This is a genomic window from Nocardioides sp. AE5, assembly GCF_031844485.1.
Lineage (GTDB): Bacteria > Actinomycetota > Actinomycetes > Propionibacteriales > Nocardioidaceae > Nocardioides.
The window spans coordinates 79,591-103,202 of sequence record NZ_JAUZVI010000005.1 but is presented as its reverse complement, the minus strand read 5'-3'; the positions used below and the strand labels follow the sequence as shown (position 1 = coordinate 103,202).

Annotated in this window: 23 protein-coding genes; 13 read left to right on the top strand and 10 right to left on the bottom strand. The window is 69.6% G+C overall.

Features of this window, described 5'->3' with window-relative positions; translation table 11 throughout:
* Positions 1 to 168 precede the first annotated feature (168 nt).
* The 4 genes from glpX to modA are packed head-to-tail and all read right to left on the bottom strand — an operon-like array spanning position 169 to position 3,718.
* The gene (glpX, locus tag Q9R27_RS09450; protein WP_311252125.1) at positions 169 to 1,188 is read right to left on the bottom strand and encodes a class II fructose-bisphosphatase; all 1,020 of its coding nucleotides are present in this window, start codon (positions 1,186 to 1,188) and stop codon (positions 169 to 171) included.
* An 18-nt stretch (positions 1,189 to 1,206) separates the two neighbouring features.
* Positions 1,207 to 2,184 carry an ABC transporter ATP-binding protein gene (locus Q9R27_RS09445; protein ID WP_311252124.1) on the bottom strand — a complete coding sequence of 326 codons (978 nt, stop codon included), beginning with the start codon at positions 2,182 to 2,184 and terminating at the stop codon, positions 1,207 to 1,209.
* The gene (locus Q9R27_RS09440) at positions 2,181 to 2,972 is read right to left on the bottom strand and encodes an ABC transporter permease (protein ID WP_311252123.1); all 792 of its coding nucleotides are present in this window, start codon (positions 2,970 to 2,972) and stop codon (positions 2,181 to 2,183) included. The genes Q9R27_RS09445 and Q9R27_RS09440 overlap by 4 nt, the downstream gene beginning before the upstream one ends.
* A gap of 5 nt (positions 2,973 to 2,977) precedes the next feature.
* On the bottom strand, positions 2,978 to 3,718 hold the full coding sequence (gene modA, locus Q9R27_RS09435) for a molybdate ABC transporter substrate-binding protein (RefSeq protein WP_311252122.1): 741 nt from the start codon (positions 3,716 to 3,718) through the stop codon (positions 2,978 to 2,980).
* A gap of 235 nt (positions 3,719 to 3,953) precedes the next feature.
* Between modA and Q9R27_RS09430 the strand changes: the two genes are divergently transcribed.
* Positions 3,954 to 4,526: a DUF4245 family protein gene (locus tag Q9R27_RS09430; protein ID WP_311252121.1), complete on the top strand. Its 573-nt coding sequence runs from the start codon at positions 3,954 to 3,956 to the stop codon at positions 4,524 to 4,526.
* Here the strand turns inward: Q9R27_RS09430 and Q9R27_RS09425 are convergent, their stop codons facing one another.
* Both Q9R27_RS09425 and xseA read right to left on the bottom strand, forming a co-directional pair.
* The gene (locus tag Q9R27_RS09425; protein WP_311252120.1) at positions 4,527 to 4,724 is read right to left on the bottom strand and encodes an exodeoxyribonuclease VII small subunit; all 198 of its coding nucleotides are present in this window, start codon (positions 4,722 to 4,724) and stop codon (positions 4,527 to 4,529) included.
* On the bottom strand, positions 4,717 to 5,982 hold the full coding sequence (gene xseA / locus Q9R27_RS09420) for an exodeoxyribonuclease VII large subunit (RefSeq protein ID WP_311252119.1): 1,266 nt from the start codon (positions 5,980 to 5,982) through the stop codon (positions 4,717 to 4,719). The genes Q9R27_RS09425 and xseA overlap by 8 nt, the downstream gene beginning before the upstream one ends.
* Before the next feature lie 103 nt (positions 5,983 to 6,085).
* Here xseA and Q9R27_RS09415 point away from each other — a divergent pair, with 103 nt between their 5' ends.
* The 5 genes from Q9R27_RS09415 to Q9R27_RS09395 all read left to right on the top strand — a co-directional run bounded on the left by Q9R27_RS09415 (position 6,086) and on the right by Q9R27_RS09395 (position 10,757).
* Positions 6,086 to 7,093 carry a 4-hydroxy-3-methylbut-2-enyl diphosphate reductase gene (locus Q9R27_RS09415; RefSeq protein WP_311252118.1) on the top strand — a complete coding sequence of 336 codons (1,008 nt, stop codon included), beginning with the start codon at positions 6,086 to 6,088 and terminating at the stop codon, positions 7,091 to 7,093.
* Between the two features lie 54 nt (positions 7,094 to 7,147).
* Complete coding sequence (locus Q9R27_RS09410) at positions 7,148 to 7,768, top strand: L-threonylcarbamoyladenylate synthase (protein WP_311252117.1); 621 nt, start codon at positions 7,148 to 7,150, stop codon at positions 7,766 to 7,768.
* Positions 7,765 to 8,997 (top strand): hypothetical protein, encoded by a 1,233-nt coding sequence (locus Q9R27_RS09405; RefSeq protein ID WP_311252116.1) that lies wholly within the window; start codon positions 7,765 to 7,767, stop codon positions 8,995 to 8,997. Before Q9R27_RS09410 ends, Q9R27_RS09405 begins: the two co-directional genes overlap by 4 nt.
* A gap of 81 nt (positions 8,998 to 9,078) precedes the next feature.
* The gene (locus Q9R27_RS09400; protein ID WP_311252115.1) at positions 9,079 to 9,495 is read left to right on the top strand and encodes a YbaB/EbfC family nucleoid-associated protein; all 417 of its coding nucleotides are present in this window, start codon (positions 9,079 to 9,081) and stop codon (positions 9,493 to 9,495) included.
* A complete protein-coding gene (locus tag Q9R27_RS09395; RefSeq protein ID WP_311252114.1) occupies positions 9,492 to 10,757 on the top strand; it encodes a hypothetical protein in 1,266 nt (421 codons plus the stop codon). The genes Q9R27_RS09400 and Q9R27_RS09395 overlap by 4 nt, the downstream gene beginning before the upstream one ends.
* 13 nt (positions 10,758 to 10,770) lie before the next feature.
* Here Q9R27_RS09395 and Q9R27_RS09390 read toward each other — a convergent pair whose 3' ends face one another.
* Complete coding sequence (locus Q9R27_RS09390; RefSeq protein WP_311252113.1) at positions 10,771 to 11,193, bottom strand: DUF6542 domain-containing protein; 423 nt, start codon at positions 11,191 to 11,193, stop codon at positions 10,771 to 10,773.
* Positions 11,194 to 11,222: 29 nt separating this feature from the next.
* A complete protein-coding gene (gene eccCa / locus Q9R27_RS09385; protein ID WP_311252112.1) occupies positions 11,223 to 15,197 on the bottom strand; it encodes a type VII secretion protein EccCa in 3,975 nt (1,324 codons plus the stop codon).
* Between the two features lie 134 nt (positions 15,198 to 15,331).
* Between eccCa and eccD the strand changes: the two genes are divergently transcribed.
* On the top strand, positions 15,332 to 16,723 hold the full coding sequence (eccD, locus tag Q9R27_RS09380; protein WP_311252111.1) for a type VII secretion integral membrane protein EccD: 1,392 nt from the start codon (positions 15,332 to 15,334) through the stop codon (positions 16,721 to 16,723).
* On the opposite strand, the gene Q9R27_RS09375 is transcribed toward eccD, so the two are convergent.
* Both Q9R27_RS09375 and Q9R27_RS09370 read right to left on the bottom strand, forming a co-directional pair.
* The gene (locus tag Q9R27_RS09375; RefSeq protein WP_311252110.1) at positions 16,720 to 17,370 is read right to left on the bottom strand and encodes a hypothetical protein; all 651 of its coding nucleotides are present in this window, start codon (positions 17,368 to 17,370) and stop codon (positions 16,720 to 16,722) included. The two genes, eccD and Q9R27_RS09375, sit on opposite strands and share 4 nt — an antisense overlap.
* On the bottom strand, positions 17,367 to 18,440 hold the full coding sequence (locus tag Q9R27_RS09370) for a hypothetical protein (RefSeq protein ID WP_311252109.1): 1,074 nt from the start codon (positions 18,438 to 18,440) through the stop codon (positions 17,367 to 17,369). Before Q9R27_RS09370 ends, Q9R27_RS09375 begins: the two co-directional genes overlap by 4 nt.
* Before the next feature lie 83 nt (positions 18,441 to 18,523).
* Here Q9R27_RS09370 and eccB point away from each other — a divergent pair, with 83 nt between their 5' ends.
* The 6 genes from eccB to Q9R27_RS09340 all read left to right on the top strand — a co-directional run bounded on the left by eccB (position 18,524) and on the right by Q9R27_RS09340 (position 23,587).
* The gene (gene eccB / locus Q9R27_RS09365) at positions 18,524 to 19,903 is read left to right on the top strand and encodes a type VII secretion protein EccB (RefSeq protein ID WP_311252108.1); all 1,380 of its coding nucleotides are present in this window, start codon (positions 18,524 to 18,526) and stop codon (positions 19,901 to 19,903) included.
* Positions 19,904 to 20,042: 139 nt separating this feature from the next.
* A complete protein-coding gene (locus tag Q9R27_RS09360) occupies positions 20,043 to 20,357 on the top strand; it encodes a WXG100 family type VII secretion target (protein ID WP_311252107.1) in 315 nt (104 codons plus the stop codon).
* Positions 20,358 to 20,367: 10 nt separating this feature from the next.
* Positions 20,368 to 20,655, top strand: coding sequence for a WXG100 family type VII secretion target (locus Q9R27_RS09355; RefSeq protein ID WP_311252106.1), 288 nt, complete (start codon positions 20,368 to 20,370; stop codon positions 20,653 to 20,655).
* A 104-nt stretch (positions 20,656 to 20,759) separates the two neighbouring features.
* The gene (locus Q9R27_RS09350; protein ID WP_311252105.1) at positions 20,760 to 21,140 is read left to right on the top strand and encodes a hypothetical protein; all 381 of its coding nucleotides are present in this window, start codon (positions 20,760 to 20,762) and stop codon (positions 21,138 to 21,140) included.
* The gene (locus tag Q9R27_RS09345; protein WP_311252104.1) at positions 21,140 to 22,303 is read left to right on the top strand and encodes a hypothetical protein; all 1,164 of its coding nucleotides are present in this window, start codon (positions 21,140 to 21,142) and stop codon (positions 22,301 to 22,303) included. The genes Q9R27_RS09350 and Q9R27_RS09345 overlap by 1 nt, the downstream gene beginning before the upstream one ends.
* Before the next feature lie 9 nt (positions 22,304 to 22,312).
* Entirely contained in the window at positions 22,313 to 23,587 is a 1,275-nt protein-coding gene (locus Q9R27_RS09340) for a S8 family serine peptidase (protein ID WP_311252103.1), read from the top strand.
* Positions 23,588 to 23,612 lie beyond the last annotated feature (25 nt).

The following is a 23,612-nucleotide window of genomic DNA, read 5'->3' as shown; positions in this document are numbered from 1 at the left end:
TGGGCTGGCGCGCGCGGTACGCCGTACGGCGGCACTTGTGCGGTGCTGTTGACGGAAAAGGGACGCACAGCACTACTCCAGCGACGATAACCCCGCGTTACACGTGAAGAAGAGGCGCCGTTGTAGGCGAAGGAGCGGGGCCGTTTCCTGCGAAGGAGCGGCGAAGGGTCAGCGCTTGAAGTCGATCGCCGAATAGGCGCGCAGCTTCTCCAGTTTGTGCTCGGAGATGATCTGGCGGATCGTCCCGCTGCGCGAGCGCATCACCAGCGAGTGCGTGGTGGCGCCGCCGGGGCGGTAGCGCACGCCCTTCATCAACTCGCCGTCGGTGATCCCGGTGGCCACGAAGAAGCAGTCGTCACCGGTGACCAGGTCGTCGGTGGTCAGCACCGCGTCGAGGTCGTGACCGGCGTCGACGGCGCGCTGGCGTTCGTCGTCATCGCTGGGCCACAGGCGACCCTGGATCACGCCGCCGATGCACTTCATCGCACAGGCGGTGATGATGCCCTCCGGGGTGCCGCCGATGCCCATCAGCAGGTCGATGCCGGTGTCGGGGCGGGCGGCCATGATCGCTCCCGCGACGTCACCGTCGGAGATGAACTTGATCCGCGCGCCGGTGGAGCGGATCTCCTCGACCAGGGCCTGGTGGCGCGGACGGTCCAGGACGCAGACGGTGATGTCCTCGGCCGAGACGCCCTTCGCCTTCGCGACGAGCTGGATGTTCTTCGTCGCGGGCAGCCGGATGTCCACCACGTCCGCGGCCTCGGGGCCGGCGACCAGCTTGTCCATGTAGAAGACGGCCGAGGGGTCATACATCGTGCCGCGCGGGGCAACCGCCAGCACGGAAACCGCGTTGGTCATCCCCTTGGCAGTCAGGGTGGTGCCGTCGATCGGGTCCACCGCGACGTCGCACTCGGGCCCGGTGCCGTCGCCGACCTGCTCGCCGTTGTAGAGCATCGGGGCGTTGTCCTTCTCGCCCTCGCCGATCACCACGGTGCCGTTCATCCCGATCCCGGAGATCATCACCCGCATCGCGTTGACTGCGACGCCGTCCGCGCCGTTCTTGTCACCGCGGCCCACCCAGCGACCGGCCGCCATCGCGGCGGCCTCGGTGACCCGGACCAGTTCCAGTGCGAGGTTGCGGTCGGGGGACTCGGGGGCGACGCGGAACTGTTCGGGGCGTGTAGGCATGGGCCGCATGCTATCGGCTCACCCGCTCCTGTCGGTGAACGACTGCACCGACGTCTCCTTCACGGTGGCCCACACGACACGCCCCGGCGCGAGGCCGAGCTCGGTGGCGGCTGCCGGGGTGACGTCGGCGATCAGTTCCGGCCCACCCCCATCGGTCCGTACGACGACGCGCAGCGCCGCGCCGTGACCGGTCACCTGGGCGACCTCGCCCGACCAGCGCAACCGTGGGCTCCCCACCGGTTCGTGAGCCCACAACGCCACCGCGCTCGGGGCGAAGGTGAGCGTGCGATCGGGCCCGCGAACCACGTTGAGGCCGACCAGTCGGGCCACGTGGTCGGTGGCCGGGTGCTGCGCCACCTCGGCCGGGGTCCCGGACTGCACCACCTGGCCGTCCTCGATCACCAGGACCCGGTTGGCCACGGTGAGCGCGTCGATCGCGTCATGGGTGACCAGCAGCGTGATGCCGGCGTATTCCGCCAGGTGGCACGAGAGTTCCAGTCGCAGGCCGATCGCCACCCCGACGTCGAGGCCGGACATCGGCTCGTCGAGCAGCAGCAGGTCCGGATCACTGGCCAGCGCCCGCGCGATCGCGACCCGCTGCGCCTGGCCGCCGGAGAGTTCGCCCGGTCGGCGGTCGGCCAGGTCGCCCGCGCCGACGCGTTCCAGCCACGACCGTGCCACCTCGTACGCCGTCGCCCTGGCCACTCCGCGCGCGCGGGGCCCATAGGCCACGTTGCGCAAGGCATCCAGGTGGGGGAAGAGCAACTGGTCCTGGAAGACCAGGCCGACCCGGCGCTCCCGGATCGGCAAGGTGGCCAGGTCGCGCCCGCCGAGCAGCACGCTCCCGGTCGCGGGGACGGTCCCGGCGATCGCCTTGACCAGGCTCGACTTGCCTGCGCCGTTGGGGCCGATCACCGCGACCACGTCGCCCGCCTCGGCGTGCACCTGTGCGTGGACCCGGCCGGGCACCTGCAGGTCGACCTCGAGGCCGCTCATGGCGTGGCCAGCCATCGGTCGCGCAACAGCACCAGGACGGCGACGGAGAAGACCAGGAGCACCAGCGCCAGGGAGCGTGCCGCCTCCGGGTTGGAGTTCATCGACACATAGATCAGCGACGGCATCGTCTGGGTGGTCCCGGGATAGTTGCCAGCGAAGGTGATGGTCGCACCGAACTCGCCGATCGACCGGGCCCAGCCGAGCATCATCCCGGCCAGGATGCCGGGCATCGCCAGCGGCACGGTCACCGTGCGGAAGGCCCACCACCGGGTGGCGCCCAGCGTCGCCGCGGCGGCGTCGTACTCCTTGCGCGCCGAGCGCAATGCCCCTTCGATCGCCAGCACCACGAAGGGCAACGAGACGAACGTGTGCGCCAGGACCACCCCGGCAGTGCTGTAGGGCAGCGTCAACCCGGTCAATTCACGCAACGGTGCGCCGACCAGCCCGTTGCGACCGAAGGCCGCCATCAAGGCCACGCCGGCGGCGACCGGGGGCAGCACCAGCGGCACGGTGACCAGTGCCCGCAGCAGGCCGCGGCCCGGGAACTCGAGCCGGGCCAGCACCCAGGCCAGCGGGAGGCCGATGACCAGGCAGACCAGCATCGCCACGGTCGCGGTGAGGACCGAGAGCCACAACGCCAGCCGCAGGTCGCGCGAGGCCAGCTGCTCGCCGAGCAGCGACCACGGCGTGCTCACCACCAGGGCCACCAACGGCACCAGGAGGAGCAGGGTGGCCAGCGCGGCCGGCACCAGGAGTCGTGCCGGCGGCCTGCCCAGGGGGTCCTTCACCCGGATCACTCCGGCTTGCCGAATCCTGCCTCGGTGAGGATCCGCTGGCCGGTCTCGGAGGCGAGGAAGTCGATCCACTCCTGCGCCAGGCCGTCGCTGTCGTCCTGGACCAGCGGCGTGATGAAGTAGCGGTTGAGTTCACCCTCCGAGCCCGCGATCTCGATCGTCTCGACCGCGTCGCCGGCCGACGCCGCATCGGTGGCATAGACCAGGCCCGCGTCGGCCTCGTTCTCGACCACCTTGGCCAGGGTGGCCTTGACGTCGATCTCGCGGCTGACCGGATCGGCCGCGACCTGGTTGGCGGACAGGAGGGTCAACGCGAGCCGGCCACACGGCACCTCGTCGTCACAGCGGACCCAGTCGGTGCCGGCCAGGTCGGCCAGGCCGGTGATCTGCGCCGGGTTGCCGGCGGGGACTACGATCACCAGGCGGTTGGTGGCGAACTCGGTCGGATCCTTGGCCAGGGCGTCGCCGTCCCGTGCGGTGAGCATCGACTTCTCATCCGCGGTGGCCAGCACGTCACCGGGCGCGCCCTCGATGGCCTGCTCGGCCAGGGTGGTGCTGGAGCCGAACGAGAAGGTGACCTCGACGCCGTCGTGCTCCTTCTCGAACTCGGTTGCCAGCTCCTCGAACGTCTCGGTCAACGACGCGGCGGCGACCACGGTGAGTTCCTGTCCGTCCGACGAGCAGGCGCTCAACGGCAGCAGGGTGAGCAGGGGCACGAGCACCAGGTGGCGGAACTTCATGGAGTCACGGACCTTTCAACGGTGGCGTGGCGGGTACGACGCCATGGCGACAGCATTCCGCATCCGGAGCAGCGAACGCCATGCGGCCCGCAGCACACGGCAGGGATGGGCCGCATGGGTCCCGTCGTACGCCGGTCGGCTAGCGTTGGCGCGTTCCACCGACCTGCCCCGGGAGCACCGTGAATCGATCAGTCAGCACCCAGCCCAGCCGGCCCGTCCGCGGCGAGGCCCGGCAGTGAGCGCAGGTGGGGCCGGTCGCTACACGCGCCGCAACTCCGGGATGCTCGGCGCCATGCTGGTCACCATCGCGGTGATCGTCGCCTTCGTCCTCTTCCGCGCCGTGACGCGTGACGACCTGGTCGTCGAACGTGAGGCGATCGACTACCTCTCGGTGGTCGAGCAGATCCAGACCGACGCCGGCCCTGGCGCCATGCAGATCGCCTACCCGCCGGCGCTCCCGGCCGGGACCAAGGCGGTCAACGTCGGCTATGACCCGACCAGACAGTGGAAGGTCGACCTGCTCGCAGACGGCCGGTTCATCGGGATCTATCAGGGCCGCTTCCCGATGACGGACTGGGTCGAGCAGTTGATCGACCCGGACGCAGAGTCCGGCGACGACGTACGCCTGGACAGCGAACTGGGTGAGACCTGGCAATCCTGGACCGACGACGGGGGCGACTACGGCGTCGGGATCGAACTCGACGACACCGTGCTGCTGGTCTTCGGGACCGCGGACCCGGAACTGGTCCGCGAGGTGGCTGCCTCGCTGGTCACCACGCCACTGGAGCAACCAGGCGCCGGGGACTGATCAGTCCTCGTCCTCGGCCAGGCTGGCATCGAGTCGTTCGCGGGCACCGTCGAGCCACTCCTGGCAGACCCGGGCAAGTTGCTCGCCCTTTTCCCACAGGGCCAGTGACTCCTCCAGGGTGGTGCCGCCTGCCTCGAGTTGGTGGACGACGGCGACGAGTTCCTCGCGCGCGGTCTCATAGCTGGGACGTTCACTCATCGTGATCCTCGTCGGTCTCGGTGGAGCCAACGACCGGCTCCAGGTGGTCGATGGTCGTGGCAGTGGCGTGGATGCGCCCGTCGGCGACCCGGACGGAGACCGGAGCCCCGGTGGTGACCTGGGCGACCGAGGTCACCACATGGCCGGACTCGTCCTGCAGCACTGCATATCCGCGCTGCAGCGTGGCCAGGGGAGAGAGGGCGCTGACGCGTGCCGCGTGGTGGCGTACGTCGTCACGGGCGCGCTCGAGGCGGTGGTCCATGGTGCGGCGGGCGCGCTCGCGCAGCGCAGTAACCTCCTCGGCGCGGTCGGCGAGCAGGTTGCGGGGATCCGCCATCGACGGGCGGGAGCGGAGCGCCACCAGCGCGGCCTGTTCCCGGTCCAGCCAACCGGCCAGCGTGCGCCGGAGCCGGTCGCGCGCCTCGGTGACCCGGCGCGCCTCCTCGGCCATGTCCGGGACCACCAGCTTCGCCGCGTCGGTGGGGGTGGCCGCCCGCACGTCGGCGACCAGGTCCAGCAGGGGAGTGTCGGGCTCGTGGCCGATGGCCGAGACGACCGGCGTCCGGGCAGCGTGCACGGCCCGGACCAGGGCCTCGTCGGAGAAGGGCAGCAGGTCCTCGATCGATCCGCCCCCGCGGGCGATCACGATCACGTCCACGGCCGGGTCCGCATCGAGTCGGGCCAGGCCCGCCATCACCTCGGGGACGCACCTGGGTCCCTGGACGGTGGCATGGACCACCTCGAACTGGACGGCCGGCCAGCGACGACGGGCCACCTCGAGCACGTCCCGCTCAGCGGCGGAGTTGGCGCCGGTGACCAGGCCGATCCGGCCCGGCAGGAAGGGCAGGCGGCGCTTCAGCTCGGCGGCGAAGAGACCCTCTGCAGCGAGGAGCTGGCGGCGGCGCTCCAGCCGGGCCAGCAGTTCGCCGAGCCCGACCATCCGGATGTCGCGGGCATACAGCGACAGGGTGCCGCGTGCCGCATAGAACGAGGGCCGGGCGTGGACCACCACACTGGCGCCCTCCACCACGGGTGGGTTGAGCCCGTCAAAGAGCACCTTGGAGCAGGTGAGCGTCATCGAGATCTCCGCGACCGAGTCACGCAGCGTCATGAAGACCGTGTTGGAACTGGCCCGCCGGTTGACCTGTGCCACCTGGCCCTCCACCCAGACTGCCCCGAGGCGGCTGATCCAGCCGTCCAGGCGGTCCGCGATCACCCGCAGGGGTGCGGGCGACTCGAGGGAGGTTTCCAAGGCCATGACGGTGAGCCTATGACCTGGCGCCGACACAACGCCGTACGCCGTGGTGTGGTGTGTTCGGCCGGGGGTGGGAAGTGGCGCCCAGCCGTCTAGACTGAGGGCCATGAGCATTGATCTGGGCACGCCTGCCGTCCTCTCCCCGGACGAGGCCGAGCGCGCCGTGCTGCTGGCTGCGCCGCGTGGCTACTGCGCGGGCGTGGACCGGGCCGTGATCACGGTGGAGAAGGCGCTGGACCTCTACGGTGCACCCGTCTATGTCCGCAAGCAGATCGTGCACAACAAGCACGTGGTGGCCAACCTGGAGGCCCGTGGCGCGATCTTCGTGGAGGAGATCGCCGAGGTGCCCGAGGGCGCCACCGTCGTCTTCTCCGCGCACGGCGTCTCCCCGGAGGTGCACCGGCAGGCAGCCGAGCGTGAACTCAAGACCATCGACGCCACCTGCCCCCTGGTCACCAAGGTGCACCACGAGGCCAAGCGGTTCGCGGCCGAGGACTACGACATCCTGCTGATCGGCCACGAGGGGCACGAGGAGGTCGAGGGGACCGCAGGCGAGGCGCCCGAGCACATCCAGTTGGTGCAGGGGCCCGAGGACGTCGACAAGATCGTGGTCCGTGACCCCGAGCGGGTCGCCTGGCTCTCGCAGACCACGTTGTCGGTCGACGAGACGCTGGAGACCGTCGCCGCGATCCGGAAGCGGTTCCCGGCCCTGCTCGACCCGCCCAGCGACGACATCTGCTACGCCACCCAGAACCGCCAGATGGCAGTCAAGGAGATCTCCTCCGACGCCGACCTGGTGATCGTGGTCGGTTCGGGGAACTCGTCGAACTCGGTCCGCCTGGTCGAGGTGGCGCTCGAGGCCGGCGCCAAGGCGTCGTACCGGGTCGATGACGCCAGCGAGATCGACGAGGCCTGGCTCGAGGGAGTGCAGACGGTCAGCGTCACCTCCGGCGCCTCGGTGCCCGAGGACCTGGTCGAAGGGGTGCTCGCCTACCTGGCCGAGCGTGGCTATCCCAACGCCCGCGCGGTCCACACCGCGGAGGAGTCGCTCATCTTCGCGCTGCCGCCGGAGCTGCGCCGCGACATCCGCGCCGCCCAGCAGGCCGGCAACTGACCGACGCCCCGCTTGCCGGCTGGCATCTCGCGTGATCGCCAGTATCGTCGGACCATGGCCCGTTACCTCGACGTACACCCCGAGAATCCGCAACAGCGCCTGATCGACCAGGTCGTCGACCAGCTCCGCGACGATGCACTGATCGCCTATCCGACCGACTCCGGTTATGCCCTGGGCTGCCAGTTGGGCAATCGGGACGGACGCGACCGCATCCTGCGGATACGTGAACTCGACGACAAGCACCACTTCACGCTGATGTGCCGCGACTTCGCCCAACTCGGCCAGTTCGTCCACGTCAACAACACCGCGTTCCGGGCGATCAAGGCAGCCACGCCTGGTCCGTACACCTTCATCCTGCCGGCCACCGGCGAGGTGCCGCGGCGCCTGATGCACGCGAAGAAGAAGACGGTCGGGGTGCGCATCCCCACCTTCCCGTTGGTCCAGGCGCTGCTGGACACGCTTGGTGAACCGCTGCTGACCAGCACCCTGATCCTGCCCGGCGAGACCGAGGCCCGCACCCAGGGGTGGGAGATCAAGGAGGAGCTCGACCACCAGGTCGACCTGGTGGTCGAGGCCGGTGAGGTCCCGGCGGAGCCGACCACGGTGGTCGACTGGTCCGGGGACGCACCCGAGGTGATGCGGGTCGGTGCCGGCGATCCGGCGCGCTTCGAGTGAGCGAGCACCCGTTGCCGGGGATGGGGCCGTCCCCGACGCCCGAGCAGTGGCAGCCGTACGCCGCCTGGCTGGAGACCGGACCGGATTCGCCCCTGGACGTGGTGCAACTGGACAGTCCGCGCCAGGGTCGTCGCCCCTTCCTGCTCGGGTTCTTCGCCCTGGTCGCGGTGGCGTTGCTCGCCAATGCGGCGCTCGGGATCGGGATCGGCCCGGGTGAACAGGTCCTGGCTGCGGAGCTGGGGCTCTTCTTCGCCGTCGCCGTGCTCTTCGTCTTCGTGATGCGCAACCGGGTCGGTTCCGACCTGGCCATGGCCCTGGTCGGCGACGACGAGGCCCTGCGCTGGGGCCTGGCCGGCCGGGTGCGCACCACCTTTTCGCCGATCAATGAGGTGCCGTGGTCGGCGATCGATGCCGCGTGGGTGGTCCGCGCGCCCGGTGGCGTCTCCGGACTGGTGGTGGAGATCGGTGACGAATCGGTTGCCCGACGTAGCGGTCTCCCCACCTATGCCCGCCACCTCGGCCCGACGACGTACGCCGTGGGCGTCAGCGCTCGTCCCGGCACGGAGCAGGCGCTCGGCGCCATGCTGGCTCGACGGCTGGGCCCGGAACGGGTCCTGCCCATCAGCGACCTGCCCGAGGTCCCACCGATGTGGGGCATCGAGACGAGCCACGTCACGGCCGGTTCACCGGTGCATGCGTTGCGGACCGGACGGGCGCCGCAGGCAGTTCCGGCCGGATCGGTCCGGTTCCAGGTGACCGTGGCGACCCTCGTCTTCGTCGCCTCCTTCGCCTGGGTCGTCTTCGCTTCTGGCTCGCTCGGCTATGCGATGCCGACCAGGCCCGTGGCGGAGGGGACGGCCGCCCTTACCGAGTGCCACCCCACAGCGGCCAGGATCAATGTGCTCTGTCCTGTGGGAGACCTCGAACTGGTGCCCGTGGGCGGATCTTCCACCGAAGACGTCGATGCAGCCCTGGCGGTGGCACAGGGCGCGGGGAAGTTGAAGGCGGCATCGACCAGTGCCGAGCCGGCGACCAGGGAGGTCCGGCTGCTGTGCAGGGGCAACGAGGACCCGATCTTCGGCAACGAGTGCCAACTCGTCACCACGGACTATCCCCAGCAACCCCGCCTGCTGGGCCTCTTCGGTGCCCCCTTCCTGCTCTTCTTGCTGGTGATCTTCCTGTGGCCCTCGAGGCTCGTCGGCCTGTTGCGCAAGGGGCGCAAGCCCTGAACTGCCCGAGGGCATTGTTTGTCTCGGACCGTCCCGGGTATAGGCCACCCGTCGTCTTTGCACCGCAATCGAGGAGGTCGGATGAGCCAGGCCCAGAACCCGTTCGCCGGGCAGAACTTCACCACTGCCGAGGAACTCATGCGCAATGTCACCAAGCATGTGGCAGAGGCCCAGGCCAAGGCGGAGCAGGCGCGGACGGCGCTCGCAGATGGAGACGTCACTGTCTCCTCCCCTCGCGACGCGATCACGGTGACCGTCACGCCGATGGGCACCATCAAGTCCGTCCGCTTCGGGCTGGCCTCGGAGCCGATGACGCCGGCGCAGTTGACGACAGCTTTCATGACGACCTATCACAAGGCGACCCGGCAGGCGATGGAGCGGAGTGTGGCTGCGCTTGAATCGACACTGGGCGAGACCATGGTGACGCGCCAGATGCGTCAGCAGATGGCCGAGATCCCGACCGAGGACGACGCGAACCCCAAGGGCGCGGACCGATGACCGGGATCGACCTCAACACCGAGGCACTGCGCAATCATGCCGCCGACATCAACTCGATCGCGACCGATGCCATCGCCGACGTGGTCAATGCGGCCGGCGGGCAGTTGACGACGATGCCGACCGCCTTCGGGATCATCGCCGGTCCTGCGGTGGTGCCTCCGCTGACGGGCCTCAGCCTGGCCGCGACCGGCATGGCCACTGCCACGAGTGGGGTCGGCATGGCGATCGCGGGCGGTGTCGACGGAACGGCCGCAATGATGGAACTTGTCGAGGACGAGTTGACCAAGATGCTCGGCGGCACGCCGGACACACATGGAGCCGGCACCAGCGAGCTCGGCTATGACGGGAACCTGGTCTCGACGGGCACCAAGAAGCCCTGGTCAGAAGTGCGCCTGGTCGGACCGGCCTTCGCAACCATGCAGTCGATCGCGGATGCGGACGGTGGCTTCTCGTGGGACGTGGCCATCGACGGCGCCACTTTCGCGCTGGACGCCCTGACCGCCGTGGTGGACCCGGGCAGCATCGTCTTCGGGGCCGTGGCCGGCTTCGTCCTCGAACTGATCCCGCCGGCGATGTGGTTCGTCGACATGCTGACCGGTGACCCGGTGGCGATCAACGGCTGCTCGACCACCTGGATCAACATGGGCAACCAGATGCGGACCGCGAGCGAGGACTACTTCACGTCCGTCAACACGGTTCTCGGCTCGTGGAAGGACGCAGGCGGCCTGGCTTATGCGGCCGTTGGCGACGCGTTCGGCGGCTTCATGGGTGCCTCCGGGGCCCTGTGCACCCTGGTCGGGACCGCAGTCACAGCCGCCGGATTCATCTGTGCCACCATGCGCGGGATCGTGATCGACATGATCGGTGCCCTGATCGCCTGGCTGGTCGCCGAGATCGCCGCCGGGCTGGCCGCAGCCAGCGTCACGTTCGGGGCGGCGCTGGGGCCGGTGATCACCTTCTGCATGGCTCACGTGTCGATGGTCTGTGCCAGCATCGCGGGGAAGATCGGCAAGGGCATGACCAAGCTGGCCAAGCTGGGCGAGGCCTGCGGCCAGAACACCACCGCCCTGCGCACCGCCGCGCAGCAACTCGATGACTACTCCTCCTCGCTCAAGGACCTCGCCCACGCACTGCGCGGGACGACTCCGGACATCCGGGCAGCCGCGACGATGATCGGGGACATGAAGGACTTGCACAAGGTGGTGAAGCGGACCGACTCGTTGCTCGGTCCGATCCTGGATCCACCCGATATCCCCGCCTGAGCCGGACCGGGGATCACGCGCTGCGCGGTCCCCGGCGCCGCTTGGCCAGGACACGCCGTCGAATGGCCAGGATGGCCAGGCAGAGCGCATAGCCACTGATCAGCGCGCCAGCATGCTGGGTGAGGCCGGCGATCAGCGCTTGCAGGGTGCTGTCGTCCTCGTTGCCAATGCTTGCCGGCGCCGTCACCGCCAGCAGCCAGAAGACGCCGAGCATGAGCAAGGGCGGGAACAGCCCGATGCTGAAGAAGTCGCGGCGGCGGACCAGCAGCGCAACGATGCCGCACCCCACCACGAAGACGATGTCGAAGAACCAGCCCAGCTGGCCACGGACCAGGAGTTCCGCCACGATCGCGGTGAGGGCAGTGGCGATGCCCAGGGCAATGACCAGTCGACCGGGCTCGGTCCCTTCCTCCCAGATGGTGCGCGCGCGTGCCACGGCGCCAGCCTATCGGCAGTTGGGCGGACTCACTCGGACATCAGCGGCGTCTGGATGACGGTGACGCCGGTACGCCGGTCGATCAGCTTGCCGCGGCCCTGGGGCATCGGCTCGAACTTGTTGCCGTGCAGGATGGCGCCCTCCTCCTTGGAGCCGGAGAGCAGCAGGCCGGGGGTGCCGAGCTCCTTGAGCCGCTTCTGGAAGGGCTCGAAGCTGGCGCTGCCCGATCCGCCGGCCGACCGGGTGATCACCACGTGCAGGCCGATCTCGCGGGCCTGGGGGAGGAACTCCAGCAGTCCGTGCAGCGGGTTGGGCTGGGCGGCGGCGATCATCTCGTAGTCGTCGATGAGCAGGAAGAGCTTCGGCCCCTCCCAGCGGGGGATCTGCTGGGCGGTCGGGTCGATCTTGATCCCCGAGAGCCTCTCCCGCAGGGCGCTGACGATCTGGCCGACCATTTCTGGTGCGTCCTTGGAGTTGGTGACATAGGCAAGCTGGTGGTCGGTGGTGATCGCGCCGATCATGCCCCAGCGGTAGTCGAAGGTGATGATCTTCGCCTGCTTGGGCGTCCACCGTGTGGTGATGCCCCGGGCGATGGTGCGCAGCACGTTCGACTTCCCCGACTCCACGTCGCCGAGCACCATGAAGTGTGGCTCGGCGTCGAAGTTCACGAAGGCAGGGGAGAGGGTGTCCTCGTCGATCCCGAGTGGCAGTGCCGCCTTCTCCGGATCGGGGGCCGGGAGTTCGGCGTACGGCATCTTGCGGGGCAGCAGGCGCACCTTGGGCGCTTCCGGACCCTGCCATGCCTCGCGGACCCGGGCGACCAGGTCGGCGACGCCGTCGCTGAGGTCGTCGGGGCTGGAGGATCCGTCGATGCGGGGCAGCGCGGTGAGGTAGTGGAGCTTGCGGACACTGAGACCACGCCCGGGACTCTTCTCCGGCACGTTGCGGGCGGCCTTGCGGTCGACGTCGGACTCCGTCGGGTCACCCAGGCGGAGCTCGAGCCGTTGGCTGATCAGGTCGCGCAGGGCCGGGCGCAACTCCATCCACCGCTGGATGGAGACCACCACGTGTACGCCGAAGCCGAGGCCGCGGGTGGCGATCTGGGTGATCTGCGTTTCCAGTTGTTCGTGGTCGGCACGGATCGCGCCCCATCCGTCGACGACGAGGAAGACGTCCCCGAAGCCGTCGCCCGGTTCCTGGCCGGAGGCGACCATCCGTCGGTAGGTGTTCATCGAGTCGATCCGCTTGGCGGTGAACCGTGCCTCGCGGTCGTCGATGAGCGCGGTCATCTCCGCGACGGTACGGCGCAATCGCTCCTGGTCCATCCGGGTTGCCACCGATCCCACGTGGGGCAGGTCCTCGAGCCCGGAGAGCGTGCCACCACCGAAGTCGATGCAGTAGAACTGCGCCTGCTGCGGGGTGTGGGTCAGGGCCAGGCCGGTGATCAGGCTGCGGAGCAGGGTGCTCTTGCCGCTCTGCGGACCACCGACCACCACCATGTGGGAGCTGGCCAGCTCGACCCAGAGGGGATCGCGACGCTGCTCGTAGGGCTTGTCCTCGATGCCGATCGGTGCCGCGAGGAGACGACGCGGGTCGTGCTGGGCCGGGCGGAGGCCTTGCTCGGTGGCGGTGAGCCCGGGCAGCAGGGCGTCCATCGAGGGAGAATCATCCAGCGGCGGCAGCCAGACCTGGCGGGCCGGCGTACCGCGGCCGCGGAGCCGGTCGACCATGATGTCCATCAGGGTCTCCGAGGGGCCGCTCTCCTCCGGCTCGGGTTCGATGACCTGCTCCGGTTCCTCCATCTGGCGTGGCTCGATGTGCGCCAGGCCGTAGGGGAGGATCCGCAGGTCGGTGGTGGTGGAGCCGGAGTGGTCGAGGGTGGGCGCGGAGCTGCGCTTGTACGGCGCCGAGACGTACGCCGCACGGAAGCGGACCAGGCCCTCGCTGGCTTCCTTGAGGTAACCGTGCCCGGGGGCGCTGGGCAGTTCGTAGGCATCGCCCACGCCGAGCACGGTGCGCGACTCCATCGCGGAGAAGGTGCGCAGGCCGACCCGGTAGGACAGGTGCGTGTCGAGGCCGCGGAGCTTGCCTTCCTCCAGGCGCTGGGAGGCCAGCAGCAGGTGCACACCCAGGGAGCGGCCGAGGCGACCGATCATCACGAAGAGTTCGATGAAGTCCGGCTTGGCGCTGAGCAGTTCGCTGAACTCGTCCACCACGATGAACAGTGACGGCATCGGCTCGAGCGGTGCACCCTGCTCGCGGGCCTTCTCGTAGTCCTTGAGCGAGCTGTAGTTGCCTGCTGCGCGCAGCGCCTCCTGGCGGCGGACCATCTCGCCGGCGATGGCGTCCTTCATCCGGTCGACCAGGATCAGTTCGTCCTCGAGGTTGGTGATCACTGCCGAGGTGTGCGGCAGGACGTCCATGCTGGCGAAGGTGGCGCCACCCTTGAAGTCGACCAGGACGAAGTTGAGCACCTCGGGGGAGTGGGTGACGGCCAGGCCGAGGACCAGGGTGCGCAGCAACTCTGACTTCCCCGAGCCAGTTGCCCCGATCACCAGTCCGTGCGGCCCCATCCCGCCCTGGGCGGATTCCTTGATGTCCAGGTCGACCGGGTGCCCGTTGGGGCCCACCCCGATCGGCACGCGGAGGCGGTCGCGGGCGGCGCGTGGTCGCCAGGTGGTGTCGGTGTCGATCGTGTTCGGGTCACCCAGCCGGAGCAGCTCGGGCAACTTCATGTCCACGGTGAGCAGGTCGGTGGTGGGCTCGCTGTCGGAGTTGGCCGACATCCGGAAGCGGCTCATCGACCGGGCCAGGGTGGTCGCCTCGACGATGGAGAGCTGGTCAGCGGTGCCGATCGGGGTCAGCTTGACCTCACCGGTGACCGAGTCAGGCTTGCCGACGATGGAGAGCTTCCGGTTGCGCATGGTCAGCCGGAGCGCGCCGGAAGCGTAGTCGGTGGGCAGCACCGAGCGCAGGTCGATCACGGTCACGCCGTGCACGAGGCCGGAAGCGAGCTGTGCCTCCGGAGGGACGCGCCCGCCGTCCAGGACGACGACCACGTGGGGGCCGTCGTACGCCGTGTCGGCGCCGAACCGCGGCCGGCTGCTCAACAGGTCACCGAGGCGGGACTCGATGGCCAGGAGGTCGTCACGGACCAGGCGGACCTGGCCGGCTGCGTCGGTCTCGTCGCCCAGCGCGTGGGGCAGCCACTTGAGCCAGTCCCAGTCGCCGATGGTGTTGTTGCCCGCGCACACGGCGATGCGTACGTCGTCGGGGGACTGCAGCGTGGCGAGTTGGGCGATCATGGCGCGGGCCATGCTCCTGGCGGTGTCGACGGGGCCGTCGAGGCTGACCAGGCCGAAGGCGCGCAGCGAGATCGCCACGGGGAGGTCGGGGATGGACTTGTGGGTCCGGACGAAGCGGCGCAACGAGCCGGATGAGATCGGCTCGAGGTCCTCGACGGGCTTGGTCTCCGGGGTGACCAGGGTGACGGCGAGCTTCTGCGGGCCCAGCGCCACGCGGACGGCGAGGTGGTCGACGTCGCTGGTGCGCCGCTCCCACATCCGGGTACCTTCGGCCAGGCACCACAACGAGGCCGGGTCGGGGTGGTGCCACAGGGCGGCCTTGCGCTGCTGCGAGGCCACCCGGCGTACCCGCTTGCGCACCTGGACCAGGTAGCGCTGGTAGTCGCGGCGGTCGGCGTCGAGCTTCTTCCGCTTCTCACCGGCCTGGCGGCCGACGCTGCCGAACATCATCCCGGCGAAGGCGATGCCCATCATGCCCATGGCGAGCATCATGATCGGGTTGCCGCTGCCTGCCCGCGCGGTCATCATCAGGCCCATCCCGCCCATGCCTGCGAGCATCGGCAGCATCATCAGGGCCTGACCGGCGCCGCCGCCGGTGGTGCTTTCCGGCAATTCGGGTGGGGAGTCGAGGACGATTTCTCCGCGTGGCTCGGGCGGTGCCTTCTTGCGCGGCGGTCGCCGGAAGACCTGTGTCCCCATTGCGCCTCCCGAGTCGATTGGTTGCTGGATCGGCCACGCGGGACGGACCGCGTCGTGCTTGTGCGGATCCCGATGGTCCAGAATGCTGGTGACAATACCGGGCGCTGCCCGGCCTCGGACCCCTAGGATGTGCGATGACCGCGAACACGACGACCAGCCTGTGCCGGCTGACCGTGATGAGCACGAACACGCGCGTGGACCTGGCGGTGCCCCTCGACCTGAGCGTGGCCGAGTTGATGGCGAACCTGGCCCGGACCCTGGGCCCCAACGTGGCGGACGAGGGCGCGGCCGCGGGTGGTTTCGTGTTGCAGCGCACCGGTGAGGCACCCCTAGACCCGACGCTCTCGCTGAGGGCGGCCCAGGTCGGTGACGGCGACTTGCTGCACTTGCGCATGCGCGCGGCGCAGTTGCCCGAGGTGGCCTATGACGACGTCCTGGATGCGGTCGCCACCGGCGTCCTGGTCAAGTCGGCCCGCTGGAGCGCGGACCACACGACCCGGGCCTGCGCCTGGGGTGGTGGCGCGGCAGTCCTCTTCGTCGTCCTCACCTGCCTGTTGTCCGGACCCTCCTGGTATGCGAGTGCCGGCATCTCCGGTGGACTCGCCGTGTTGCTGATGGGCGCGGCGGGTGTCCTGGACAGGGCCTACGAGCAGGGCGGCGCTGCCCTGGTTGCAGCCGGTTTCTCCGTCGGTACGGCGTTCGCCTCCGGTGCGATGGTGGCCGGCGGCGACCTGCCGGTCTGGGCCTTCGGAGCCGATCAGCTGCTTCCCGGCGCCTCGGCAGCCGTCCTGTTCGCCGTGGTCGGCGTCGTGGCGCTGAGCCGAGGAGTTCCCGGCTTCACAGCGGTCATCGGAAGCGGACTCCTTGCTGCCATCGGGTCTGCCGTTGCGGGGTTCAGCGACCTCGATGTGGCAGCCACCGCTGCCTTCACGGCTGGGCTGGCGCTGCTGGCCTCGCCACTGATCCCGATGGTCTCGTTCAAGTTGTCACGGATGCAGTTGCCCATCGTGCCCACGGGTGCCGACGACCTGCGCGCGGAGGAAGGGACCGTGGACAGTTCCCGCGTGCTGGTCCAGGCAGTCCGCGCCGACCAGTTCATGACCGGCCTCGTTGCCTCGCTCGGCATCGTCCTTGCCGGGGCCGCCGTGCTGCTGGTGGCAGACGGCACCATCGGCCTGTTGCTCGGCGCCGTCCTCGCCGGGATCACGTTGCTCCGCGCCCGCCTGTTCAGCGGTCGATCCCAGCGACTCGCACTCTTGCTGGCTGCGCTGGTGTGCGGCTGGGCAGTGTGCCTCAACCTGGCTGCCGACTCCGGAGCAACGACCCGGCTCCTTGCAGTCGTCCTGCCGGTTGCTGGCTTGGCGTTGCTCATGTTCGCCCTCGTCGTGGTCCTCCCCGGGCGGCGCTATGCACCACCGAGCGGCCGGATGGCAGACATCGTGGAGTCGCTGCTAGTCCTTGCGGTCCTGCCCCTGATCCTGGGCATCATCGGGGTCTACAGCGAGATCCGCGAGATGCTCGGCTAAGGGGTTCCGCTCCAGCCGAGCATCTGCCGCTCGGCGGCAGTCGGCTCGGGCCGCAGGAGTTGCACGGTGCCGTGCATCACCACGGCCATGGCGTGGCGTGGTACGACGGTCAGGGCCGCGGCGCCACTGCCCAACCCGAAGATCCGGCCCGCGGCCTCCGCGTGGTCCCGGTCCAGGGTCGGGAAGAGCGCGATGTCGCAATGGGCGAACGGGGCCAGGCGCGCCTCAGCATGAATGCGCTTGCCCAGGCTGGTCAGGTCGTGCACCTCCAGCAGGCACTGCCAGTTGCCCGCCTCGCCCAGCTGGCGGGCGACATCGGGGCGGTCGTCGACCAGCAGCGCAGCGCCGGCGACACCGGTGCGCAGCGCTTCGGGCGGTGCCAGTTGCACCGTCGGGCCGTGACGGACCACGCCGGCCCAGGCGGCTTCGCGGCTGGTGCTGATCCGGGTCGGGGTTCCGGCCTGGGCAGCGCGCAGGGTGATCAACTGCGGGCCGAGGGGGTCGGCGAAGCAGACGATCCGCGTCCCGCGGGGCCGGAAGAGGCGGAGGGTCACGTCACCGGTCTTGGTGCGTCCGAGGTGGACGCCCGTGCGGGGCGCCGGGATCGACTGCTCCGGCACGAGGGGGACGCCGTTCCGTGATCTCATGGCGTGCTCCCCACGCCGACCAGGGTGGTGGCCCGCAGGGAGGGCACCTGCTCCCCGGGCAGATGCCGCACGCGCAGGTCCATTGCCCGGCTGGTGCGGGCAAGGTCCGCACCAGCAGACCTGATCTGGGCCGCGGAACCGCTCATCCGCAGCAGCAGGGTCAGGTGTGGATCGCGCTGGCGCGGACCGGGCTCGAGGACCACGCTCGTGGCCACGATGGGCACCGCAAGGGCAGCGGCGAGTTGGTCCAGGCGGGCCAGTGCGTCGGCGCCGGAGACCAGCCAGGTGGAGGAGACGACATCCTGGATGGTGACGGTGGCGAGTGACTCGATCGCCTGAGGCGTGTTGCCTTCGGCGGGCACCGACATCGGGCCGAGGGCGCTGGCGCTGTCGATGGCCACGACACGGTCGGGCAGGCGTCGTACCTCGATGCCGGAGGAAGCCAGCACCTCCTCGGCCCGCATGACACAACGGCGCAGGATCTGGGGGATCCCGGCCTGCCCGCCCCGACCGACGATCGCATCCGAGGCGTGGATCGTGTCGAGGGTGAGGACCAGGTGCCGGGTGGCGAGCCGGGGAAGGGGCGGCACCGGCCCGGTTGCGGCACTGTGGTTGTTGCCGGGGGAGAGCATGGTGACCAGCCGGACGCTGGCCAGGGGAACGTCCTCGACCATCAGCAGCGTCGCGAGCCGGTCGAGCGGGATCGGGGCGTCGTCATTGGACAGGTGGTTCAGCGGCAGGGACAACGGGACAGCCCAGGTGGTCGCGTCGCGGATCGCGCCGATGGGCAGGGCGCCCGCAGTCGGCACCGCCACCACGTCGTAGTCCGCCCCCACGATCGCCGCGACTCCTGGCCCTCGGAGCCGGCCGCGTCTGGCACGCACCGCGATCCACGAGGCCAGGACCTTGTGGAGCGGTCGTCCGTGGATCGGGACGAGGGCCAGGGCCAAGGCGATGACCGCGATGGAGATGCCCACCGGCAGCCAGATCCCGCGGAAGACATAGGCGACGACCCCGGCCGAGATCGCGACTTCCACCAGGACGAGCCCGGGGCGCGAGAGGAGTGACATGTGTCGAGAGTATGCCGGACCCCTATGGTTGTGCCCGGAGCCCGATGCCGTGGCGGGCCTGTTCACGCATGGAGGAGGCAGGGATGCAGACGCGTCGCGACCAGCTGCACGCCTACCGCTTCATGACCCGTCGGGCGATGTCCGCACTCGTCACCGGTGAGCCTGACGCCGTCGAACCGCCGATGAGGCGGATCACCCTGATGACGGTCAGCGGGATCATGGTGGCGATCATCGTGGCTGCGGTCTTCGCGGTGATCGGCCTCCTCAAGGGGGGCGGGAGCAATGACTGGCAGGCCGAGGGCGCCGTCGTGATGGAGAAGGAGACGGGGGCGCGCTACGTGATGATCGACGGCCAGCTCCACCCGGCCGTCAACTACGCCTCCGCGGTGCTGGCCACCGGCTCGACCGGCCCGGTCGAGGTCCTGGAGGCGTCCCGGGGTGACCTGGCAAAGGTGGACCGCGGCGAGACCATCGGTGTGGTGGGCCTGCCCGACTCGATGCCAGCGCCCGACGACCTCGTCTCCGGGCCAGTCACGGTCTGCTCCCAGCCCCGGGTCGAGGGAGTCAACGTGACCGCGGTCGTCCATGTCGACGTGGGCACGGACCAGGAGGCGCGACTCATCGACCCGGAGCACGCGGTCTATGTCGAATCCTTCGAGGGCGAGCGCTTCCTGCTCTACGAGGGCCGCCGCCATCCTGTCGAGCAGTCCGTCGAGGCCGCCCTCCAGATCAGCGCGACCCCGGTCAAGGTCGCCAGCGCCTTCCTCACCGCGGTGCCGATGGGACCCGGCTTCCAGACGCCGCGGGTGCCCGGTGCCGGCACACAGGTCAGCCTGGCGGGGCAGGACCTGGTGGTGGGCCAGGTGATCGAGGTGGACGACGGCACCTTCCGTGTCGTCCTCGACCAGGGCGTGGCCCGGGTCTCGGAGGTCCAGGCCAGGCTCCTGCGCACCGCGGTCCTGGACGGCAAGCGGATGGACCCGGTCCCGATGTCCTTCTCCTCGGTCATCGAGATGGGGGAGATCGACGACTCCACTTCGATGGCCCGGGCCGCGGGGATGGACGGGCTGCCGGAGGTGCTGCCCACGATTGCCCCCGGTGCGGCCGAGGCAGCCGGCGCCTGCGTGGTCTTCGGTGACGAATCCACCCCGGACCACCTTGCGCTGCCAGGCAGCGACGCCTCGAGCGCGCCGACGAGCGAGTCGGAGGCCTCCCGTGCCGGCATGGCCGACGAGGTCTTCGTCCAGCCCGGCAAGGGACTCCTGGCCGCGACGCAGGAAGGCAGCGTCGTCTACCTGGTGACCGGTCCCGGCCGGGCCTACCCGAGCCAGTCGATCGACCTCCTGGGCGGGTTCGGCTATGGGGTCGATGACGTCGTACGCATCCGGGCCGAGGTGCTCGGCATCATCCCGGACGGTGCCGCGCTGGATCCGGTCGCCGCGCGTACACCGATCGGCGGATAGCCGACCGCGAGTTCACCTCCTGGTCATCCGGCCCGGGGAGGGTTGGGGGCGACAAGTGCGAACTTTCCGGAGTACGTTCGTTTAGGCCTGATGCCGCTGGGAAGGCTGCGGGCACTGACCCCAATCAGGAGGAGGAACCGTGACCGGATTCAATACCAGTCAAGAGGCGATGGCCGCTGGTGCGGCCCACGTCGACGAAGCCACCCAGCAGGTGCAGGGACACATCAACACCCTGCGCAACGAGGTGACCACCATGCTCGGCGGCTGGGGCGGCAGCGCTGCTTCCGCCTTCGGCAACCTGCACACGAACTTCGAGGCACAGGCGAACAAGATCAACGCGTCGCTCGGTGCCATGCACGAGGCCCTCGTCTCCACCCGCGCCACCTACGCGGCGCAGGAGGAGCAGGAGTCCGCGGCGATCAGCAGCATGTCCAGCCAGATCAACGAGATGTGAGGACGACCAAATGAGTGAGATCAAGGTCAATTTCGGATCCCTGGAAGCCGGTCAGGCCGGCATTCTGAAGGCGCATGCTTCGCTCGTGGCCAGCCTCGACGACCTCGAGTCGAACCTGCAGCCCATGCTCCAGACCTGGGACGGTGAGGCACGCGAGGCCTACTTCCAGTGCAAGCAGCAGTGGGACGCGGCGGCCGCTCAGATGGCCACCACCCTGCAGCAGATCGGCCAGGCAGTCGGCACCGCCCAGGCGAACTACCAGGGCGCGGAGAACGCAGCCAAGAACACCTGGGCCTGAGCAGGACCCAGCATGCCCATGCGTTGACGGCGGTCGGACGGTGCCACAAGGTGCGGTCCGGCCGTCGTCAGTGGGCAACAAGATTTCGGGAAGAGGAGAGAAGAGTGGCTGGAGAGGGCAAGGGCTTCCGGGTCGACCCGGAGAAGCTCCACGAAGTGGCCACCATGGCCCAGGACCTGGCAGACGACATCCGTGAGGGCCACGGCGCCAGCACCAACGGTCGATACGAGGACTTCACCCGCGACGCAGGTCCACACAACCTGCAGGCGGCCTATTCGTCGATGTGGCCGGACAGCAACATCGGCGATTCCCCGGCGAAGGCGTACACCTACGTCTACGACGCGATGGACGCGAAGTACAACGCCATGGCCTCCAGCCTCGAGTGGCTCGCCCAGGCCGCGGAGGCCACGGCCACTCAATACGAGAACTCCGAGGACGCCAACCGCCAGACGGCCACCTCGAACGAGACCTCAGGGGGCATCTGATGAGTGAGGACTGGAACTACAAGGACACCGGCGCCAAGGACTGGAACTTCTGGGTCGAGGGCGACTTCGACTCGGGCAAGACGCGAGACCGGATCGCGGCCAGCCAACCGGAGTTGCTGGATCCGATCATCGACGTGATGAACGGCATCAACACCTTTGCCTCCTCCGACATCGGCCCCCGGGTGCAGAGCCTGATGGATCGCCTCGAGGAAGCCTGGAGTGGCAACGAGGCATCCGAGGAGGCGATGACCAAACTCACCCAGGCGAAGACGGACGCCGGCACCCTTGCCGACGACGCCGCCAAGATCGCTTCCGAGCTCGAAACCTTCCGCACCAAGTGGTACGGGATCAAGGACCAGGCGACCGGCCTCTCGGATGGGTGGGACGTCGGCCCGGTCACCCTCGGCTATGAGTTCAATCCCGGTGTCATCCTGAACCCGGGGGCGGGAGTGACTGTCGACGGAAACCAGGATGACGCGGCCAAGGCGTTGATGGCGCAGTGGCAGGAGGACTACCAGGGGGCCATCAACCAGATGCCCGGCCGCGTGGAATGGCACGACTTCGATGGCCAGATGGCCACTCCCTACACGCCGACCCCGGGCGGAGTACCCGGTCCGGGCACGGGGTTCCCCGGTCCCGGAGCGCCAGGCCCCGGCGTCGGCATGCCGGGCCCCGGCACCCCCGGCCCCGGCTTCGGGGAGCCAGGCCCTGGCAACCCAGGTCCCGGCACACCCGGTCCCGGTTTCGGTACGCCGGGTCCCGGCACTCCTGGTCCCGGCATGCCCGGCCCGGGCACCGGCCTCGAGACTGACTCCCAGCTGGCCGGGATCGGTCCCGGCGGCGGAGGAACCGGCCTGTCCACGGGCGGCCCCGGTGGGGCCGGCCTTGGTGGCGGGGGACTCGGCGGCGGCGGCCTCAGCGGTGGTGGCGGCGTCGGCGCAGGTGGCGTCGGTGGCGGCCCGGCCGGAGGTGGCCTCGGCGCAGGCGGCGCGGGAGCTGGTTCCGGCGGTGGCCTGGCCGCTGCAGGGCGCGGAGGCATGGGGCCCGGCATGATGCCCGGACGTGCCGGCAACGAGGAGGGACAGGAACAGGAACGTTCCACCTGGCTCGCTGAGGACGAGGACGTCTGGGGCGGCGAGGACGTACCTCCGGACCTCACCTAGGCTGGCACCATGCCCCTCTCGGACCTGTCGGGTCGCCGGCAACGGAGCGTCCTTCTGGCACTCTTCGTGGCCGGCGCACTCGCCGTCACAGCGCTCTTCGCGACACCCGCTGTGGCCGACGACCCATCGGTGCGCAAGGCCGAGTGGTGGCTCGACACGCTGAGTGCTGAGAAGGTCTGGGCCGAGCACACCCGCGGTGCCGGGATCACTGTGGCCGTCGTCGACAGCGGGGTGGACCCCTCCGGTGACCTGGCGGGAGCCGTGCTGCCGGGGTTCCGCTATGACGGCACCGGCCGGGGTGACCGGGTCAACGAGAGCAACCCGCACGGCACCATGATGGCGACGTACATCGCCGGACGTGGCACTGGCCGCGGCATGCTCGGCATTGCGCCGGAGGCGATGATCCTGCCCGTGCTGATGACGGATGTAGGCAATGCGCGGCAGGCGACGCAGGCGCTGCGCACCCTGGCCGCGATGGAGGATCCCCCAGAGGTCGTGAGCATGTCCTTCGTCTCCACAGCCAAGTGCGACGGCGACATGCAGCAAGCTGTGACCGAGGCCATCGAGGCCGGCATGGTCCTCGTCGCGGGCACGGGGAACCTGCACCGTGACGGCGTGACAGAGGACACCCAGATGTCCCCGGCCAGTTGTGCCGGCGTGGTTGCCGTCGGCGCCTACGGCTGGTCGGGATCGAACCATCCCAATGGCGAGCCCGAGTTGAGCCTGTGGGAGGACAGCCAGTGGGCCAGTTATCAAACTGTGGTGGCACCCGGCGAGGACATGCTCGCCTTCGTCCCGGGAGAGTCGGGGTCGGTCACCTCGGCCGGCACCAGCAACGCCACCGCGCTCGCATCGGGCAGCCTGGCCTTGGTGCGTGCCGCGCACCCTGACCTCGATCCGCGCCAGGTCGTGGCCCGGATGCTGGCCACGGCCCGGCCGCTGAGCACCATCGGCACGGGCAAGGACACCCCGACCACGGAGCCGATCCCCGGGGAGGGGTACGGAGCCATCCGCCCGCTCCAGGCCATCGAAGCAGAAGTTGCGGAGGATGCCCCGAACCCGGTCTTCGACCGCCTGGATGATCTTGAGGCGACCGACACCGCGTCACCGGGGAACGAAGCAGGGCCGGGCGCTGGTGAGGCTCCCGAGGGAGCCGAGAGTGGCAGCGGGACCTCGGACGACTCCGTTGTGGTGCCGGTCGTCCTGGCGGTCGGCCTCGGGCTGGTCCTCCTGGTCGGCCTCGGATTCCTCCTCCTGCGGTCGAGGCGTCCCGCTGCCCGATGAGCAGGGATTGCGCGTTTCGGGACGC